A 16,899-nucleotide genomic window follows, 5' to 3' on the forward strand; every position below is an offset into this window, starting at 1 on the left:
GACCAGCGCAAACATTGGTACCCCGGTAGGCGACGCGACTCGACTCGGGGGTCGGCGGCACAAAGATAGGGAGCTCCTACCGATGACCGGCCCCGACCGACCGACGACGCTGGGATCAGTTCGGCGGATCGAGCCGCCGGGCATCACAGAACAGGAGGTTCGTCATGACCAGATTCCTCATCGAACGGGAGATCCCCGGCGCGAGTGAGTTGACCGAACAGCAGCTTGCCGAGATCTCGTGCAAGTCCAACGCCACCGTCGCATCGCTGGGCGTTCCCTACCGGTGGATCACCAGTTACGTTGCGGGAGACAAGGTCTACTGCATTCATGAGGCCGAGGACGAGGAGACGATCCGGGAACATGCCAGGCGGGGCGGGTTTCCTGCCGATGTCGTGTCCGTGGTCGCCGCCGAGTTCGGCCCGCACACAGCACGGTGAGGCCCGGCCGGCCGACCCGGCGCCAGATATCCCGCTGGCCTCCGGTTACGAAGGTCCGCTATGCTCTGACTCGGTCATGAGCGCCAGCATCAAGCCCCGGCTTGCTGGCCGGCAACCCTCCAACCGCGGTGGGGTGCTCCGGGTGAAGACCAGGTTGAGCAGTCGATAGCGGCTGCCGGCAAGCGCGGGTCCGTGCTGACGGGCCCCCAAAGACAGATGGAGGTTCGTTTCACATGAGCACGCAAGAAACCGAGGATCCGACCGCTAGCTGGTCTTTTGAGACCAAACAGATCCACGCCGGGCAGACCCCGGACGTCGCGACGCACGCCCGGGCGCTGCCGATCTATGCGACCACGTCGTACACCTTCGACAGCACCGATCATGCGGCTGCGCTGTTCGGGCTGGCCGAGCCGGGCAACATCTACACCCGGATCATGAATCCGACCCAGGACACCGTCGAGCAGCGGATCGCTGCCCTGGAAGGCGGGGTGGCCGCACTGTTCCTGGCCTCCGGGCAAGCCGCGGAGACCTTCGCGATCCTGAACATCGCCGAGGCCGGCGACCACATCGTGTCCAGTCCGCGGCTGTACGGCGGCACCTACAACCTGCTGCACTACACGCTGCCCAAGCTGGGCATCGAGACCACGTTCGTGACCGACCCCGACGACCCGGAGTCGTGGCAGGCCGCGGTGCGGCCCAACACCAAGGCGTTCTTCGCCGAGACGATCTCCAACCCACAGATCGATGTGCTGGACATCCCGGCGGTATCCACGGTGGCCCACGACAACGGGGTGCCGCTGATCGTCGACAACACCATCGCGACGCCCTACCTGATCCAGCCGATCGCCCATGGCGCCGACATCGTCGTGCACTCGGCGACCAAGTACCTCGGCGGCCACGGCTCGGCCATCGCGGGCGTGATCGTCGACAGCGGCAAGTTCGACTGGACAAGCGGCAGGTTCCCCGGCTTCACCACCCCGGACCCGAGCTACCACGGCGTGGTCTTCGCCGAACTCGGTCCGCCCGCCTATGCGCTCAAGGCCCGCGTTCAGCTGCTGCGTGACCTGGGCTCGGCGGCGTCGCCGTTCAACGCCTTCCTGATCGCCCAGGGGCTGGAGACGCTGAGCCTGCGGATCGAGCGCCACGTATCGAACGCGCTGAAGGTGGCCGAGTTCCTGGCCGGTCACGAGGACGTGGTGTCGGTGAACTACGCCGGGCTGCCCACCTCGCCGTGGTACGAGCGGGGAAAGAAGTTGGCGCCCAAGGGAACCGGTGCGGTACTGGCGTTCGAGCTGGCCGGCGGTGTCGCGGCGGGCAAGGCGTTCGTCGACGCGCTGACGTTGCACAGCCACGTCGCCAACATCGGCGACGTGCGATCCCTGGTGATCCACCCGGCGTCGACCACACACCAGCAGCTGTCCGCCGAGGAGCAACTGGCCACCGGCGTCACGCCCGGCCTGGTGCGGCTGGCCGTCGGCCTCGAGGGCATCGACGACATCCTGGCCGACCTGGAACGCGGCTTCGCCGCCGCCAAGTCCGTGTCGGATGGGCAGGCCTCGGACCCGCGGGCCGTGGCAGCCTTTTGAGTGAGCCTGACATGACCATCAGCGATGAGCGCACAGTGACCCTGCCCGCCGAGGGTGAGATCGGCATCGTCGACATCGGCGCGCTGAGGTTGGAAAGCGGTGAAGTGATCGAGAACGTCTCGATCGCCATACAACGCTGGGGCGAGCTCTCCCCCAACCGGGACAACGTCGTGGTGGCGCTGCACGCCCTGACCGGCGACTCGCATCTGACCGGGCCCGCCGGTCCCGGCCACCCGACCCCGGGCTGGTGGGACGGCGTCGCCGGACCGGGCGCACCGATCGACACCGACCGCTGGTGCGCGGTGGCCACCAACGTGCTCGGCGGTTGCCGCGGCTCGACCGGACCCAGCTCGCTGGCCCGCGACGGCAAGCCGTGGGGTTCGCGGTTCCCCATCATCACGGTGCGCGACCAGGTGAACGCCGACGTGGCCGCGCTGGCCGCGCTCGGCATCACCGACGTCGCCGCATTGGTCGGCGGTTCGATGGGCGGCGCGCGGGCCCTGGAGTGGATGGTCGGTTACCCCGAGCGGGTGCGGGCCGCGCTGGTCCTGGCCGTCGGCGGTCGCGCGACCGCCGACCAGATCGGAACACAGAGCACCCAGATCGCGGCGATCAAGGCCGACCCGAATTGGCAGGACGGCGACTATCACGGCACCGGCCGCAATCCCGACGTCGGGCTGCAGCTGGCCCGCCGGTTCGCCCACCTGACCTATCGCGGTGAGGCCGAACTGGACGACCGGTTCGGCAACGACGCCCAGGACGGCGAGAACACGCTGGCCGGCGGTCGCTACGCGGTACAGAGCTATCTGGAGTACCAGGGCGCCAAGCTGGTCGAAAGGTTCGACGCGGGCAGCTATGTGACGCTGACCGAGACGCTGTCCAACCACGACGTCGGCCGCGGGCGCGGCGGTGTGGCCGCGGCCCTGTCGTCCTGCCCGGTGCCGACGGTGATCGGCGGGATCACCTCGGATCGGCTCTATCCGCTGCGCCTGCAGGAGGAGTTGGCGGCCCTGCTGCCGAACTGCTCGGGGCTCAACGTGGTCGAGTCGATCTACGGCCACGACGGGTTCCTGGTCGAGACCGAAGCCGTTGGCGAATTGATCCGCCGGACACTGGATTTGGCCGGCGGCGAAGGTTCCCGCACCCCGTGACCGAGGCGCGGCGGGAACGTTCACTGTCCTTCGGGTCCGAAGCCGCCGCCTACGAGCGCGGCCGCCCGTCGTATCCACCGGAGGCCATCGACTGGCTGCTGCCGCCCGGCGCGCGCGACGTTTTGGACCTGGGCGCCGGTACCGGCAAGCTGACCACCCGCCTGGTGGAGCGCGGACTGGATGTGGTGGCGGTCGACCCGCTGGCCGAGATGCTGGAGCTGCTCAGCACGGCGCTGCCCGACACCCCCGCACTGCTGGGTACCGCCGAGCAGATTCCGTTGCCCGACAACAGCGTCGATGCGGTTCTGGTGGCGCAGGCCTGGCACTGGTTCGACCCTCAGCAGGCGGTCGCCGAGGTGGCTCGGGTGCTGCGGCCGGGCGGCCGGCTCGGGCTGGTGTGGAACACCCGGGACGAAAGGCTGGGCTGGGTCAAGGATCTCGGGCGCATCATCGGCCACGAGGACGACCCGTTCAACAATTCGGTCACCTTGCCCGAACCGTTCACCGACCTGGCCCGCCACCACGTCGAGTGGACGAGTTACCTGACACCGCAGGCGCTGATCGATCTGGTGGCCTCCCGCAGCTACTGCATCACTCAGCCGGCAGCGGTGCGCACGCAGACGCTGGCCGAGGTTCGCGAGCTGCTCAACTCCCATCCGGCGCTGGCCAACTCGACGGGCTTGGCACTGCCCTACATCACGGTGGGGATCCGGGCGACGCTCGGCGGTTAGGGTCCGACCCAGCGCGCGAGTGCCGTGTGCAGAGTGCGCGCCTCGGCAGGTCCGAAATCGTCTGCGGCCCAGGCGACATAGCCGTCGGGCCGGATGAGCAGCGCCGCCGGCCCGCCTTCGAGGTGCTCCTCGACGATGTCGACACGATCGGCCCAGTGTTTCGCCCCGGCCGCGGCCGCACCGCCGCCCAGGTCGAGCAGGACCGGCCTCGCGTTGTGCAGCAGGCCGGCCACCCGGCTGCCGTCGTCGAGCGTCAGGTCGGGCACCAGATAGCCGGAGAGCGGATGGTCGTCACCGACGTCGTAGCGGACATCGGAGCCGGCGAGTAGTCGCGCCATATGGCGGGTGACCTGTTGGATGTCGAGGAGCTCGGTGAAAAGCATTCTGAGTTGGGCAATTTCGGGCCCGGGAGCCATCAGCGCGATCTGCGACATCGAATGCATCATCACCCGCTCCCCCACCGGATAGCGCTCGGCCTGATACGTGTCGAGCAGAGTATCGGGTGCGGTTCCGTTGATGACGGCGGCAAGCTTCCAGCCGACATTGAAGACGTCCTGCATACCCAGGTTCAACCCGGGGCCGCCCATCGCGCTGTGCACGTGAGCGGCGTCCCCGACCAGGAGCACCCGGCCATCCCGATAGCGTTCGGCCTGCCGGGTGTTCTGTCCGTTGATGCGCCGCAGCGCGTGCGGACCCGGCCCGTGCGGCTCGGCCACCGGCAGTTCAGTACCGAGCACGCGGGTCAGGCTATCCCGTAGCTCATCGAGCGACATGGGTTCCTCGACATCAGTCGACGTGCCATATTCCATGGTGCCCAAGAGGGAGCGGTCCGCCTCGAACGGTGCGTAGATCACCATGCCGCGATCGAACCTGTTGTGGCCAAACGCCACTCGGCCAAAGCCCGGCACGTCCAGACCACCGTCGGCGCGCCGGTATTCGTCGGGCACCACCACGTGGGCCAGCCGGGCGACCGTCGGCGACGTCGCGCCGGGAAAATCGATGCCCACACTCTTGCGGACGAAGCTGCGACCGCCGTCGGCGCCCACCAGATACGACGCCGTCTCGGTGTAGACACCGGATTCCGTGGCGATCGTCAGCCGGACACCGTCGTCGGATGCGTCCAGTCCGGTGAGTTCGTGACCCCAGCGGACCTCGATGCCGAGCTCTCGCACACGTTCGTCGAGCAAGCGAACCAGCTTCGGCTGCGAGATCGCCATCGCATACATCGGATTGTCTTGCATGCCGGCAAAATCCAACGCCATGCCGGAGAAGATCCAGCCTGCCGCCGGCTGCGGCGGGTCGGCGAGCCCGGTGAATCGGCTATAGAGCCGGCGCATGTCGAGCAACCGAACCACTTGTCCGACAAGCCCGTTGGCCTTCGGCTCATCGCTGGGACCGGGCAGTGCGTCGAGCACGACCGGGGTGATGCCGGCCAGGGCCAGTTCGCAGGCCAGCATCAGGCCGTTGGGCCCGGCTCCGGAGATGACGATGTCGACGTCGTTCATGACGACTTCCTTTTCGGTTCGGGTAGTCCGGCGACGACGTCGGCGAAGCCTCGGCGCATCAGGCCGACGATCGGAACGGGCGGGTCAGAGGCGATGTAGGTGTCCATGGCGGCTTCGGCGACAGCGCGGATGCTCGCGGCCACCAGGCGCGGATACATATCGCGGGCCGGATCGGTACCGGTGCGTTCGGCGATCGCGTCGATCCATTCGGCCATCAGGTCTTTGGCCAGAGCGTTGCGCACTTCGATGGCCATGCTCAGCTCGACGAGCTGGTCGAGCTGTTTGCGTGTCGGTGCATAGTCTTCGCCCATCTCGGCAAGCAGAGGGGCGAGCACCGATTCGGTGATGGCCGTCCACAACGGCTCACGCGCGGGCCGTCCCCGAAATGCCGCGAGGCTGCGCCGCATTCGTTCGAGCTGGCGGTAGGCGATGGCTTCGTACTTGCCGGCGAAGTAGTTGTTGAAGGTGCGCAGCGAGACCCCGGCGCGCTCGGCGATCGCTTCCCGGGTGACGTTCTCCAGACCCCGTTCGAAGGTCAGGTGCAGCGCGGCATCGCTGAGCGCTCTTCGGGTGTCGGCCTTCTTGCGCTCGCGCAGCCCCTGGCTCATGCCGGCCACCGTACGCCTAAAGTTGCCTACCGTGCAAGATTGCCTGCCGGGCAGAAATTATGACGTGCCCAGCGGATCGATCGTCGACGCGATGTAGACCATCGCCACACACACCGTGGTCATCGTCGCGAAGTCGACGCCGCGGGAGCGTACGACCAGCAGACCGGCACGCTCCTCGGACAGCACCAGGCGCAGCACCGCGGCCACGCCGACCGCGATGCCGATCAGCAGGGAGCCGCGGCGCCAGAACTCCGCCGCCACCAGAACGAAGGCGACCACGAAGATCACCCCGACGCTCAGGATCGGCCACTGCGAACGCACCACACGCGCGGTGAAGGCCGCCGCCTCCGCACGGGTCGGCAGTCGGCGCTTCGCACGAGCGGTCACCGGGCCGCTTCGGCCAGTTCGACGACGTTGGTGAGCAGGAAGGCCCGGGTCAGCGGACCCACCCCGCCGGGGTTCGGCGACACCTGCCCGGCGACCTCCCAGACATCGGGATGCACGTCGCCGGTGAGCTTTCCGTCGACCCGGCTCACCCCGACGTCGACGACGGCCGCACCGGGCCGCACCATCTCGGCGGTCAGCATGTGCGGCACGCCGACGGCGGCCACGATGATGTCGGCCTGCTTGGTGAGCGCGGGAAGGTCACGAGTTCCGGTGTGGCACAACGTCACCGTCGCGTTCTCGCTGCGCCGGGTCAGCAGCAGACCCAGCGGACGGCCGACGGTCACCCCGCGGCCGATGACCACCACGTGCGCGCCTGCGATCGGAACGTCGAAGCGACGCAACAGATGCACGATGCCACGCGGGGTGCACGGCAGCGGCGCTTCTTTGCCGAGAACCAGCCGGCCCAGGTTGGTCGGGTGCAACCCGTCGGCGTCCTTGTTCGGGTCGACCCGTTCCAGCGCGGCGTTCTCGTCGAGGTGGCGCGGCAACGGCAGCTGCACGATGTAGCCGGTGCACTCGGGGTTGGCGTTGAGCTCGTCGAGGGTGTCGTCGAGCTGCGCCTGACTCACGTCGGCGGGCAGATCGCGGCGGATCGAGGTGATCCCGACCTTGGCGCAGTCGGAGTGCTTGCCCTTCACATAGGCGTGCGAACCGGGGTCGTCACCGACGAGCACCGTGCCCAGTCCCGGGGTGCGTCCGGCGGCGGTCAGCGCCGCCACACGGTCGGTGAGATCGACGAAAATCTCGTCACGGGTGAGCTTGCCGTCCAGGGTGATAGCGACCACGAACCGTATTGTTCCATTGACCGAACGCCGCCGTTGACAGCACTGTTCACAGCGTGGTCAGCTGCGGTCATGAACAGTGCGCCAGATGTGTTCAGCCCGGCCCAACTCGGACCCATCACCCTGCGCAACCGCACGATCAAGTCGGCCACCTTCGAAGCCCGCACCCCCGACGACGTCGTCTCCGATGACCTGATCGCCTTCCACCGCGCCGTCGCCGCCGGCGGCATCGGCATGACGACCGTCGCCTACACCGCGGTCAGCCAGGGCGGCCGCACCAACGGCGGGCAGATCTGGATGCGCCCGGAAGCCGTACCCGGCCTGCAGCGACTCGCCGACGCGATCCACGCCGAGGGCGCGAAGATCAGCGCGCAGATCGGCCATGCCGGCCCGGTCGCCAATGCCCGCTCGAACAAGGCCACCGCGCTGGCCCCGGTCCGGTTCTTCAACCCGCTGTCGATGAAGTTCGCCAAGCACGCGACCAAAGACGACATCAACGACGTCATCGCCGCCCACGCTGCGGCGGCGCGGTTCGCCATCGACTCCGGATTCGACGCCGTCGAAATCCACCTGGGCCACAACTATCTGGCGAGCTCCTTCCTGTCGCCGATGATCAACCGGCGCACCGACGAGTTCGGCGGGTCGCTGGAGAACCGGGCCAAGGTGGCCCGCGGCATCGTGATGGCCGTGCGCCGCGAGGTGGAACGCCTCGGCCCGGCCCCGATCGCGGTGACCGCCAAACTGAACATGGCCGACGGGGTGCGCGGCTCCATCCAGATCGAGGAAGCGCTGCAGACCGCCAAGTGGCTGGAGGAGGACGGCGGCCTGGACGCCATCGAACTCACCGCGGGCAGCTCGCTGCTCAACCCGATGTACCTGTTCCGCGGCGACGCCCCGGTGAAGGAATTCGCTGGCGCCCAGAAGTGGCCGCTGAACTGGGGCATGCGCATGACCGGCAAGAAATTCATGCGCGAGTACCCCTACCGGGACACCTATCTGCTGCGTGACGCCGCGCAGTTCCGCAAGGAGCTGACGATGCCGCTGATCCTGCTCGGAGGTATCACCAACCGCGAATCCATGGACCGCGCGATGGCCGAGGGCTTCGAATTCGTGGCGATGGGCCGAGCCCTGCTGGCCGAGCCGGACCTGCTCAACCGCATCCAGGCCGACGGCGAAGCGCATTCTGTGCAGTCGCTGTGTACGCACTGCAACAAATGCATGCCGACCATCTACTCGCGGACTCTTTGTGTGGTGACCGGCGGTCCAGCCTGACGGGCCGTCGGCGTCGTTACCGATAGAGTTGGTGGCGATGAGTCGACCAGCCGCGCCCGTTCTGACAGTTCGGTACGACGGGTCGGAGCGCACCTTCGCCGCAGGCCACGACGTTGTGGTCGGTCGCGACCTGCGCGCCGACGTGCGCATCGCCCACCCCTTGATCTCCCGTGCTCACCTGGTGTTGCGCTATGACCACGGCCGGTGGATGGCGGTGGACAACGGCTCGCTGAACGGCATGTTCGTCAACGGCCGCCGGGTGCCGTCCGTCGACATCACCGACGGCATGACGGTGAACGTGGGCAATCCCGACGGGCCGCCGTTGAGCTTCGGGTTGGGCCGCGCCCAGGGTTCGGTGGGCCGTCCACCGCAGACCTCCTCGGTGCGTCTGGCCGCCCCGCCCTCCTCGCCGTCGTGGCCGGCGCAGCCGACCCGCGGCCCGGCGACCGCGGGCTCGTGGCAGCCGCCGTCGCAGCAGCAGCCGACATATCAGCGGGCGCAACCGACCTACCATCCGCCCACCGGGGCGGGAGCGGCCGCGCCGCCGCCGGCGACGGCGCCGACCCAGCTGCGCCAGGCGGTCGGCAAGCCCGCGGCCGGCTCCTCGAACCTCGCGACGTCGATGCTGCGGATCCTGCGCCCCGGCGCACCCAGCGATGTGCCGCCCGGCGGTATCAAGATCGGCCGCGCGACCGACAACGACATCGTCATCCCCGACGTGCTGGCGTCGCGCCACCACGCCACGCTGATCCCGACCCCGGGCGGCACGGAGATCGTCGACAACCGCAGCATCAACGGCACGTTCGTCAACGGCGCCCGGGTCGACACCGCGATGCTGAACGAGGGCGACACCGTCACAATCGGCAACGTCGACCTGGTGTTCGCCGGCGGAACGCTGGCCCGGCGCACCGAGACCGAGGCGGCCACCGCCACCGGCGGTCTGGACGTGCGCGCGGTGACGTGGACGATCGAGAACAACAAGACCCTGCTGGACAACATCTCGCTGACGGCGCGCCCGGGCACCCTGACCGCGGTGATCGGCCCGTCGGGTGCGGGTAAGTCCACCTTCGCGCGACTGGTCGCCGGCTACACCCATCCGACAAGTGGCACAGTCACTTTCGAGGGTCACAACATCCACGCCGAGTACGCCTCGCTGCGCTCCCGGATCGGGATGGTGCCGCAGGACGACGTGGTGCACGGCCAGCTGACCGTGAACCAGGCGCTGATGTACGCCGCCGAGCTGCGGCTGCCACCGGACACCACCAAGGAAGACCGCCAGCAGGTGGTGGCCCAGGTGCTCGCCGAGCTGGAGATGACCCAGCACCAGAACACCCGGGTGGACAAGCTGTCCGGCGGGCAGCGCAAGCGCGCGTCGGTGGCTCTGGAGCTGCTGACCGGACCGTCGCTGCTGATCCTCGACGAGCCGACCTCCGGTCTGGACCCGGCGCTGGACCGTCAGGTCATGACGATGCTGCGCCAGCTGGCCGACGCCGGCCGCGTGGTGTTGGTGGTCACGCACTCGCTGACCTACCTCGACGTGTGCGACCAGGTGCTGCTGCTGGCACCGGGCGGCAAGACGGCGTTCTGCGGCCCGCCGAGTCAGATCGGCCCGGCGATGGGCACCACGAACTGGGCCGACATCTTCAGCTCCGTGGCAGGCGATCCCGACGCCGCCCATCAGCGCTACTTGCAGCAGACCGGGCCTGCCCCCCTACCGCCGCCGCAAGAGGCGCCGTCGAACATGGGCGAGCCGACGCACACCAGCCTGCTGCGGCAGTTCTCCACGATTGCGCGACGGCAGATGCGGTTGATCGTCTCCGACCGTGGCTACTTCATCTTCCTGGCGCTGCTGCCGTTCATCATGGGTGTGCTGTCGCTGTCGGTGCCGGGGACCGTCGGCTTCGGCAAGCCCGATCCGATGGGTGACGCGCCCAATGAGCCCGGCCAGATTCTGGTGCTGCTGAACGTCGGTGCGATCTTCATGGGGACGGCGCTGACGGTTCGCGATCTGATCGGTGAGCGACCGATCTTCCGCCGAGAACAGGCCGTCGGGTTGTCGACCACGGCCTACCTGTTGGCGAAGGTCTGTATCTACGCGGTCTTCGCGATCGTGCAATCGACGATCGTCACCGCGATCACCGTTGCGGGCAAGGGCGGTCCGACACAGGGGTCGCTGACGTTCCTGAGCCCGACGCTGGAGCTGTTCGTGGTGATGGCCGCGACGACCGTCACCGCGGCGATGGTGGGTTTGGCGCTGTCGGCCTTGGCCAAGTCGAACGAGCAGATCATGCCGCTGCTGGTGGTAGCGGTCATGAGCCAGCTGGTGTTCTCCGGCGGCATGATCCCGGTGACCGGGCGCCTCGTGCTCGACCAGCTGTCGTGGATCACCCCGGCCCGTTGGGGTTTCGCGGCGTCGGCGTCGACGATCGACCTGATCACACTGGTGCCCGGACCGTTGACGCCCAAGGACTCACACTGGCATCACACCGCGTCGGCGTGGTGGTTCGACATGGGCATGCTGGGCGCCCTGTGCGTCGGCTATCTGAGCCTGGTGCGCTGGAAGATTCGGCTGAAGAGCGCGTAACAGCCCGCGTCCGGTGCGATCATGGCGCATGCTGCTCACTTCGCGCCTGTCTGTTTCACCGGCGATCGCACTCATCGGAGTCGGCGCAATGATCGCCATGACACCGGCCCCAGTTAACGCCGCACCAGCTCCAGTAATCCGATCCGAAGCGATCGCGTTGACATCGCTCAGTTCTGACATCACCCATTTCGTCGGGTTCTTCATCGGCGACGGCGCCGATGCCGACCCGGCTACGTGTAGCGCACCCTGCAAAGGAGGCAATGCCGGGATTCTGGTCGGCAAGGGCGGCGACGGCGCGCTCGGGGGCGCCGGTGGCCGTGCGGGTTTACTTTTGGGCGACGGTGGCGACGGCGGGCGTGGCATCGACGCACACTATGACCCGTTGACAGGTACATTGCTCAACGCGGCGACCGCCGGTGGAAAGGGCGGCGCCGCAGGGCTATTCGGCAAGGGTGGCAACGGCGGCCGGGGCGGCGACGATGTCGGCACACCGGTCCCCGCGCTGGTAACGGCATCACCTGGAGCCACCGGTGCGAACGGCGGAAAAGGTGGCCGGGGCGGGCTGATCTCGGGCGTCGGCGGCGACGGGGGCAACGCTGGTCGGGCACTCACTTTTCTGGGAAGCGCGGTCGGCGGCAACGGCGGCGACGGCGGAGCTGCGGGCCTGGTCGGCACCGGCGGTATGGGCGGTTGGGGCAACGACGGAACCACGGGTGATCCGTCACCCGCGGTACATGCGGTCGGCGGTGTGGGCGGTAACGGTGGTCGTGGTGGCCTGCTTTCGGGCGACGGCGGCTCGGCCTATATGGAGCCCTCGGGGGTCTACGTCAGCGGCGGATTTGCCTACGCGGAGAACGGGACAGCCACCGCGGGCGCTGGTGGTAACGGCGGCGATTCCACCATCGGCTCAGGCGGTACCGGCGGGGCGGGCGGCTTCGGCCACACCGGGACCGCAACGGCGACCGGAGGCAGGGGCGGAAACGGCGGCAGCACAACCCTCGTCGGTGCCGGCGGAGCCGGCGGCAAGGCCGGCAACGTGGAAGCCGAAACGGCCGGCGGACGTGTGACAGCCGCCGATGGCGGCACGGGCGGCAGCAGTGGTATCGGCACACCGGGCGGCGCCGGGGGCAAGGGTGGTGACGCCGAAACCGTCGACCAGCCCGCCGTTGGCGGCAACGGTGGTGCAGGCGGCCCCGGCGGCCTGTTCGCCGCCGGCGGCAAGGGCGGAAGCGGGGGCACTGCGACCAGCACGTCGGGAACGACCACCAACGGCAGCACCGGCCGCAGCGGTCGTTCGGGGATCGGTCATCACGCCTGAGGCCAGCTCCCGTTGAGATGCAGCGCAACTGGAATTGGTGTCGCGGTTGACCGCTGTTCATCCAGTGTCCATAGCGTGCCGCGCATGAGGATGAAAGCGGCGGCGCTGGCCGCAGCAGTGAGCCTGTCGATCGTGTCGGCGCCGACCGCGGCGGCCGATCCGAGCGTCGACAAGTTCGGCGGGTGGGGCCACCTAGTCGACAACGGCGGTGCGGTGATCACGATCTGGAAGATCAGCGATCTCAAGCCCAGCACCGACACCGTCCCGGGCTACCCGCTGGCGGGCACGCTGTGGGAGGCCACCGCCAAGGTGCGCGCCGCCAAAGGCTCCGTGACGCCGATCATTCCGGAGTTCAACACCCGCGCCGCGAATGGCACCAACTATCCGGTACTGTGGCAGGCCGCCACGCCGGCGGGCATCAGTGGCGCGACGCTCCAGCAGGGCGATTCGTCCTGGGGCAAGCTGTATTTCGACGTGACCGGGCCCGCGCCCACCCAGGTGGTCTACAACAACGGCGTCGAGGACCTGCTGGTCTGGAAGTAACTCAGTACTCCTGCAGGCTTTCTCGTAGCGTCGTGCCGGGGTATCGGGTTCGGAAGCGGCCGCGCCGCTGCAGCTCGGGCACCAGCAGTTCGGTCATGTCGTTGAAGCAGCCGGGCGTGTCCGTGGCCAGCATCATGAAGCCGTTGCAGCCGCCCTCGTCGAGGTACTGCTCCATCTGGTCGGCGACATCGGACGGAGTACCGACAGCCACCGGCGCGCCCATCGAGACGCCGTAGATCTGCGCGGCCTCGCGCACCGTCACCGGGGCACCGTCCTTGGCCTCCAGGATCGCGTCGAACAGCCCGCGGATGCCCTGCACGTCGGCGTCGACCACATTGTCGTCGAGGCCGAGCGTGGAGAAGTCGAATCCGGTGTGGCCGGAAAGGATTCCGAGTGCGCTCTCGATCTGGACCTTCTCGACGAACTCGGAGTAGCGGTCGTTGGCGCGGCCCTTGTCCCGGTCGATGACGGTCTGAAGGCCGTAGATCAGCTTGACCGCGTCCGGATCGCGGCCGGCATCGCTGGCGCGCGTGCGGATGTCGTCGGCATAGGCCCGCATGCTCTTGGGCGTCGGGAAGATGCCGAACACGGATTCAGCGTGCTTGGCCGCGAATTCGCGGCCCTGCTCCGAGGATCCGGCCTGCCACAGCACCGGCCGCTTCTGCGGCGACGGCGCGACGAAGTGACGGCCCTTGGATTGGAAGAACTCGCCCTGGAAGTCGACCTCGCGCACCTTGGCGGGGTCGGCGAAGATGCCGTTCTCCCGGTCGTAGACGATCGCGTCGTCGTCCCAGGAATCCCACAGCTGATACAGCAGCTGCATGTACTCCTCGACCACCTCGTAGCGCTTGTCGCGGGGTGTCAGGTTCTGCTTGCCCATCGCCTGGAACTCGCTCTTGGAGTACGAGGTGACGATGTTCCAGCCGACACGCCCGCCGGTGAGGTGATCCAATGTCGAGAGCTGGCGCGCCATCATGTAAGGCGGCACAAAGGACGTCGACAACGTGATGCCGATGCCGAGGTTCTTGGTGAAAGCGCCCACGATCGGTACCACGCTGGCAGGCTCGTGCACCGGACACTGTCCCGCGAACTTCACCACCGGATCCGAACTGCCCTTGTAGGTGGTGTACGGCGCGAGTTCGTCGGCGATGAACATCGCGTCGAAAAGGCCACGCTCCATGGTCCTTCCGAGATCACGCCAGTACTCCGGCCGCGACCAGTGGTAGCCGACCTTGTCCCGTGGATGCGCCCACATGGTGGATGCGTGGTTCATCACACCGTGCTGCACGAAGCCCAGCAGGTGCGCCTTCTTCTTCGTCACGCGACGGATCCCGCCCGGTCACCGCGCAACTCGAGGATGAACGCCACGATCACCGCTGCGGCGGTACCGAGGCCGCTGAATGCGAGCACGTACCAGAAGACCCCGCTGTAGGACGCAACCACCAGCAAGACGAACGACGTCAATACCGCCAGGGTGGCCTTCCATGTGAAACCCGGGACCAGTGCTACTTCCGACGAGTCGAGTTCTTCTTCGAGTGCGTCGATCGCCGTGCCGGCTGCCAACTCTCGCCGGATCCGCAGGAAGCTGCGCGTGCCGACGATCAGGTAGACGACGGCGAGTATCAAGCCGATGCCCGCGCCAAGATAAAAGAGGGTCACAACCATTGCCTTTCGTTATTGCGGCGGTTACTGCTGCCCGGCGACGACGGGCTCGACGGCAGCGGACTTCGTCGCGGTGTCACGTTCCAGCAGTGCACCCTTACGTTCGGCGAGACTGTCGAAGTCGAACCGGGTGCGGGCGCGCAAGCTCACCACGATCGACACGACTGCCGATGCGGCGATCAAGCCGATGATGCCGAACAGCGGTCCGTAGGTGGGCCCGAGCGTCTCCCGCAGTGGTCCTCCGACCGCGATACCCGCCAGCACGCCCGCGACGTACCCCGTCCCGGTCATCCGCGACCAGAAGATGCTCAGGGTCACCGGGATGAGCAGGCTGGTTCCGTAGAAGTACACCGTGGTAACGAGATTCACGTAGTCGATGCCGGTCAGCACCACACCACCAGCGATAGCGGCCGCCACGATCATGCTGGTCTTGGTGATGGTCAGCAGCTTGCGCTCGGACACCTTCGGCCAGTACCGATGGACGATGTCGACCGCGACCAGTGAGGTGACACCGGAAAGGGCTCCGTCGATCGCCGCGAAGCACGCATTGACGACGACCAGCGTGTACAGGGCGACGATGAACACCGGCAGCCCGAGACTGGCGATGACGTGCGGGCCGACCGCCCCCGCTCCCAGCGAGCCCAGCTGTTCGGGTGTCACACCGTAGGCGACGCCGATGAAGCCGAGCAGGCCGAGCGCCAACGGAATGGGGTAGAACCAGACGCCCGCCCACAAGAAACTGCGACCGAGATCCTTGGGCCGAATCGCCCAAACACGTTGCCAGAAAGACTGATCGGCGATGACGTTCGTCAGCAGCCCGAGCGCCAGGGCGAGACCAAAGCTGGCGGCGGTAACCGGGTTGAAGGGGTTCAGGTGCTGGTCACCAAGTGCCTCGACCCTGTTGAAGACCAGCTCTGCGCCGCCTGCCTTGGCGAGGGCGAACAGCACGACCACCGACGATCCCACGCCGAGGAGCAGGGTGTTCAACGTGCCCGTGACCGCGGATGTCGTCAGCCCACCGAAGTACGAGTAGACGGTGACCACGACGATGCCGGTGACGACGATGCCGATCGGGGTGAGCCCGAAGATCTTGTTCATCACGAGCACCAGCCCGGCGAGGTTGATCATGATGACGCCGAGCAGCGCACCGAGCAGGAACACCAGGGTCGCCACACTGCTGATCGTGTTCTGGAACCGCGCGCGGATGAACTCGGCCAGGGTGTACCCGGACGGCATCTTCTGCCGAAGCTTCAAGGCGAAGGGCACCATGATGATCACGGCGAGCCCGTTGGGCACGATGAACCAGACCAGGCCCGAGGTGCCCCAGGTGTAGGCCTGAGCCGATGACAGCATCACCGCCATCGACCACGTCCACACCGAGATCAGCGAGGCCACCCCGAACCCGAAGCCGAGCAGGCGGCCCGAGATCACGAAGTTGTGCGTCGTCTTGACGGCGCCCTTCACGGCGAGGGCGATGAGCAACAGAACAATGCCCGGACCGAACAGCAGCGCATACCCCAATGCGCCTGACTGCTGGATGAATTCGAAGTGCACGGCTGGTCTCCTTATAGATGTGACGAGGTGGTAAGGCCTGAAGCCGCCGGTTTCCAACCGAGTTCCGGCGCGATCTCCTCGGCGAAGAGTCGCAATCGATCGACGTCGAGATCCGCTCCTGCAGTGCCTGTCCGGACGGACGGGAACAGCCCGGTGGTCGGGAAGAAGTCGGTGACGAACCCCAAGAGCGCGGGGTCCTCCCGGAGTTGGGCAACGATGTCCGGTGCGCTGCCGGTTCGGGTGACTGTCCGCAGATACTCCTTGGGCGGCAGCGCCCCCAGTTGCGGGAAGCGGGCGTCCAGAGTTGGTTGCGTCCAGCAGAGTGGTGTACGAGTCGGACCTGATCAGCGGTACCGGCGTGTCGTAGCCGGATGAATGAAGGTCATCGCGTGATTCTTCGAGAGACCCGCGAAAGTCACTCGAGCAAAGGAATCAACGCGATGACCACTGCCCACGATATCGACCTGCCCACCGTGCTGGCTGAACGACTCACCACCGCCCATCCCGACGTGCTGCGCGAGTTGTTGGCCACGTTCATCCACACCCTGATGGGCGCAGAAGCCGACGCGCTGTGCGGTGCGGGATACGGCGAGCGCAGCACCGAGCGCACCAACCAGCGCAACGGCTACCGTCATCGTCAGTTCGACACTCGGGCAGGCACACTGGATCTCGCGATTCCGAAGTTGCGGCAGGGCTCGTACTTCCCGGACTGGCTGCTG

At 67.4% G+C, this 16,899-nt stretch carries 16 protein-coding genes and 1 riboswitch; of the genes, 9 read left to right on the top strand and 7 right to left on the bottom strand.

The window, feature by feature from the left end; genetic code table 11:
- Positions 1 to 164: 164 nt before the first annotated feature.
- From HPC46_RS06010 to HPC46_RS06025, 4 genes are all read left to right on the top strand, one after another.
- Positions 165 to 437, top strand: coding sequence for a DUF4242 domain-containing protein (locus HPC46_RS06010; RefSeq protein ID WP_179467792.1), 273 nt, complete (start codon positions 165 to 167; stop codon positions 435 to 437).
- Between the two features lie 72 nt (positions 438 to 509).
- Positions 510 to 628: riboswitch (SAM riboswitch) on the top strand.
- A gap of 42 nt (positions 629 to 670) precedes the next feature.
- Entirely contained in the window at positions 671 to 2,023 is a 1,353-nt protein-coding gene (locus HPC46_RS06015; protein ID WP_179467794.1) for a bifunctional o-acetylhomoserine/o-acetylserine sulfhydrylase, read from the top strand.
- An 11-nt stretch (positions 2,024 to 2,034) separates the two neighbouring features.
- The gene (gene metX, locus HPC46_RS06020) at positions 2,035 to 3,174 is read left to right on the top strand and encodes a homoserine O-acetyltransferase MetX (protein ID WP_179467796.1); all 1,140 of its coding nucleotides are present in this window, start codon (positions 2,035 to 2,037) and stop codon (positions 3,172 to 3,174) included.
- The gene (locus HPC46_RS06025; RefSeq protein ID WP_179467798.1) at positions 3,171 to 3,905 is read left to right on the top strand and encodes a class I SAM-dependent methyltransferase; all 735 of its coding nucleotides are present in this window, start codon (positions 3,171 to 3,173) and stop codon (positions 3,903 to 3,905) included. The genes metX and HPC46_RS06025 overlap by 4 nt, the downstream gene beginning before the upstream one ends.
- Here the strand turns inward: HPC46_RS06025 and HPC46_RS06030 are convergent.
- Genes HPC46_RS06030 through HPC46_RS06045 form a run of 4 tightly spaced genes read right to left on the bottom strand, consistent with a single transcriptional unit; the run spans position 3,902 to position 7,250 of the window.
- Positions 3,902 to 5,410: an FAD-dependent monooxygenase gene (locus tag HPC46_RS06030; protein WP_179467800.1), complete on the bottom strand. Its 1,509-nt coding sequence runs from the start codon at positions 5,408 to 5,410 to the stop codon at positions 3,902 to 3,904. The genes HPC46_RS06025 and HPC46_RS06030 overlap by 4 nt on opposite strands.
- Entirely contained in the window at positions 5,407 to 6,018 is a 612-nt protein-coding gene (locus tag HPC46_RS06035; RefSeq protein WP_179467802.1) for a TetR/AcrR family transcriptional regulator, read from the bottom strand. The genes HPC46_RS06030 and HPC46_RS06035 overlap by 4 nt, the downstream gene beginning before the upstream one ends.
- Before the next feature lie 57 nt (positions 6,019 to 6,075).
- Positions 6,076 to 6,381, bottom strand: coding sequence for a DUF3017 domain-containing protein (locus HPC46_RS06040; protein ID WP_050950435.1), 306 nt, complete (start codon positions 6,379 to 6,381; stop codon positions 6,076 to 6,078).
- A 20-nt stretch (positions 6,382 to 6,401) separates the two neighbouring features.
- The gene (locus HPC46_RS06045; protein ID WP_179467804.1) at positions 6,402 to 7,250 is read right to left on the bottom strand and encodes a bifunctional methylenetetrahydrofolate dehydrogenase/methenyltetrahydrofolate cyclohydrolase; all 849 of its coding nucleotides are present in this window, start codon (positions 7,248 to 7,250) and stop codon (positions 6,402 to 6,404) included.
- Positions 7,251 to 7,319: 69 nt separating this feature from the next.
- Between HPC46_RS06045 and HPC46_RS06050 the strand changes: the two genes are divergently transcribed.
- From HPC46_RS06050 to HPC46_RS06065, 4 genes are all read left to right on the top strand, one after another.
- Positions 7,320 to 8,519: an NADH:flavin oxidoreductase gene (locus tag HPC46_RS06050; RefSeq protein ID WP_179467806.1), complete on the top strand. Its 1,200-nt coding sequence runs from the start codon at positions 7,320 to 7,322 to the stop codon at positions 8,517 to 8,519.
- A 31-nt stretch (positions 8,520 to 8,550) separates the two neighbouring features.
- Positions 8,551 to 11,103: an FHA domain-containing protein gene (locus tag HPC46_RS06055; protein ID WP_179467808.1), complete on the top strand. Its 2,553-nt coding sequence runs from the start codon at positions 8,551 to 8,553 to the stop codon at positions 11,101 to 11,103.
- A gap of 157 nt (positions 11,104 to 11,260) precedes the next feature.
- Positions 11,261 to 12,421, top strand: a complete 1,161-nt coding sequence (locus tag HPC46_RS06060; RefSeq protein ID WP_179467810.1) for a hypothetical protein — start codon at positions 11,261 to 11,263, stop codon at positions 12,419 to 12,421.
- Between the two features lie 84 nt (positions 12,422 to 12,505).
- On the top strand, positions 12,506 to 12,964 hold the full coding sequence (locus tag HPC46_RS06065) for an MPT63 family protein (RefSeq protein WP_179467812.1): 459 nt from the start codon (positions 12,506 to 12,508) through the stop codon (positions 12,962 to 12,964).
- A 1-nt stretch (position 12,965) separates the two neighbouring features.
- Here the strand turns inward: HPC46_RS06065 and HPC46_RS06070 are convergent, their stop codons facing one another.
- Genes HPC46_RS06070 through HPC46_RS06080 form a run of 3 tightly spaced genes read right to left on the bottom strand, consistent with a single transcriptional unit; the run spans position 12,966 to position 16,180 of the window.
- Complete coding sequence (locus HPC46_RS06070) at positions 12,966 to 14,285, bottom strand: LLM class flavin-dependent oxidoreductase (protein WP_179467814.1); 1,320 nt, start codon at positions 14,283 to 14,285, stop codon at positions 12,966 to 12,968.
- Positions 14,282 to 14,629 carry a hypothetical protein gene (locus HPC46_RS06075; protein ID WP_179467816.1) on the bottom strand — a complete coding sequence of 116 codons (348 nt, stop codon included), beginning with the start codon at positions 14,627 to 14,629 and terminating at the stop codon, positions 14,282 to 14,284. Before HPC46_RS06075 ends, HPC46_RS06070 begins: the two co-directional genes overlap by 4 nt.
- 21 nt (positions 14,630 to 14,650) lie before the next feature.
- Positions 14,651 to 16,180, bottom strand: a complete 1,530-nt coding sequence (locus tag HPC46_RS06080; protein WP_179467818.1) for a sodium:solute symporter family protein — start codon at positions 16,178 to 16,180, stop codon at positions 14,651 to 14,653.
- A 440-nt stretch (positions 16,181 to 16,620) separates the two neighbouring features.
- Here HPC46_RS06080 and HPC46_RS06085 point away from each other — a divergent pair.
- Positions 16,621 to 16,899 (top strand): transposase (locus HPC46_RS06085; protein ID WP_179467820.1); only part of this gene is annotated, 279 nt, incomplete at its 3' end.

Source organism: Mycolicibacterium vinylchloridicum (assembly GCF_013404075.1).
GTDB lineage: Bacteria > Actinomycetota > Actinomycetes > Mycobacteriales > Mycobacteriaceae > Mycobacterium > Mycobacterium vinylchloridicum.

Bases quoted from the DNA above. Each gene is read 5' to 3' on its own strand.
- HPC46_RS06010 (WP_179467792.1), top strand. From the start codon at position 165: ATGACCAGATTCCTCATCGAACGGGAGATCCCCGGCGCGAGTGAGTTG.
- HPC46_RS06015 (WP_179467794.1), top strand. From the start codon at position 671: ATGAGCACGCAAGAAACCGAGGATCCGACCGCTAGCTGGTCTTTTGAG.
- metX (WP_179467796.1), top strand. From the start codon at position 2,035: ATGACCATCAGCGATGAGCGCACAGTGACCCTGCCCGCCGAGGGTGAG.
- HPC46_RS06030 (WP_179467800.1), bottom strand. From the start codon at position 5,410: ATGAACGACGTCGACATCGTCATCTCCGGAGCCGGGCCCAACGGCCTG.
- HPC46_RS06035 (WP_179467802.1), bottom strand. From the start codon at position 6,018: ATGAGCCAGGGGCTGCGCGAGCGCAAGAAGGCCGACACCCGAAGAGCG.
- HPC46_RS06050 (WP_179467806.1), top strand. From the start codon at position 7,320: ATGAACAGTGCGCCAGATGTGTTCAGCCCGGCCCAACTCGGACCCATC.
- HPC46_RS06065 (WP_179467812.1), top strand. From the start codon at position 12,506: ATGAGGATGAAAGCGGCGGCGCTGGCCGCAGCAGTGAGCCTGTCGATC.
- HPC46_RS06075 (WP_179467816.1), bottom strand. From the start codon at position 14,629: ATGGTTGTGACCCTCTTTTATCTTGGCGCGGGCATCGGCTTGATACTC.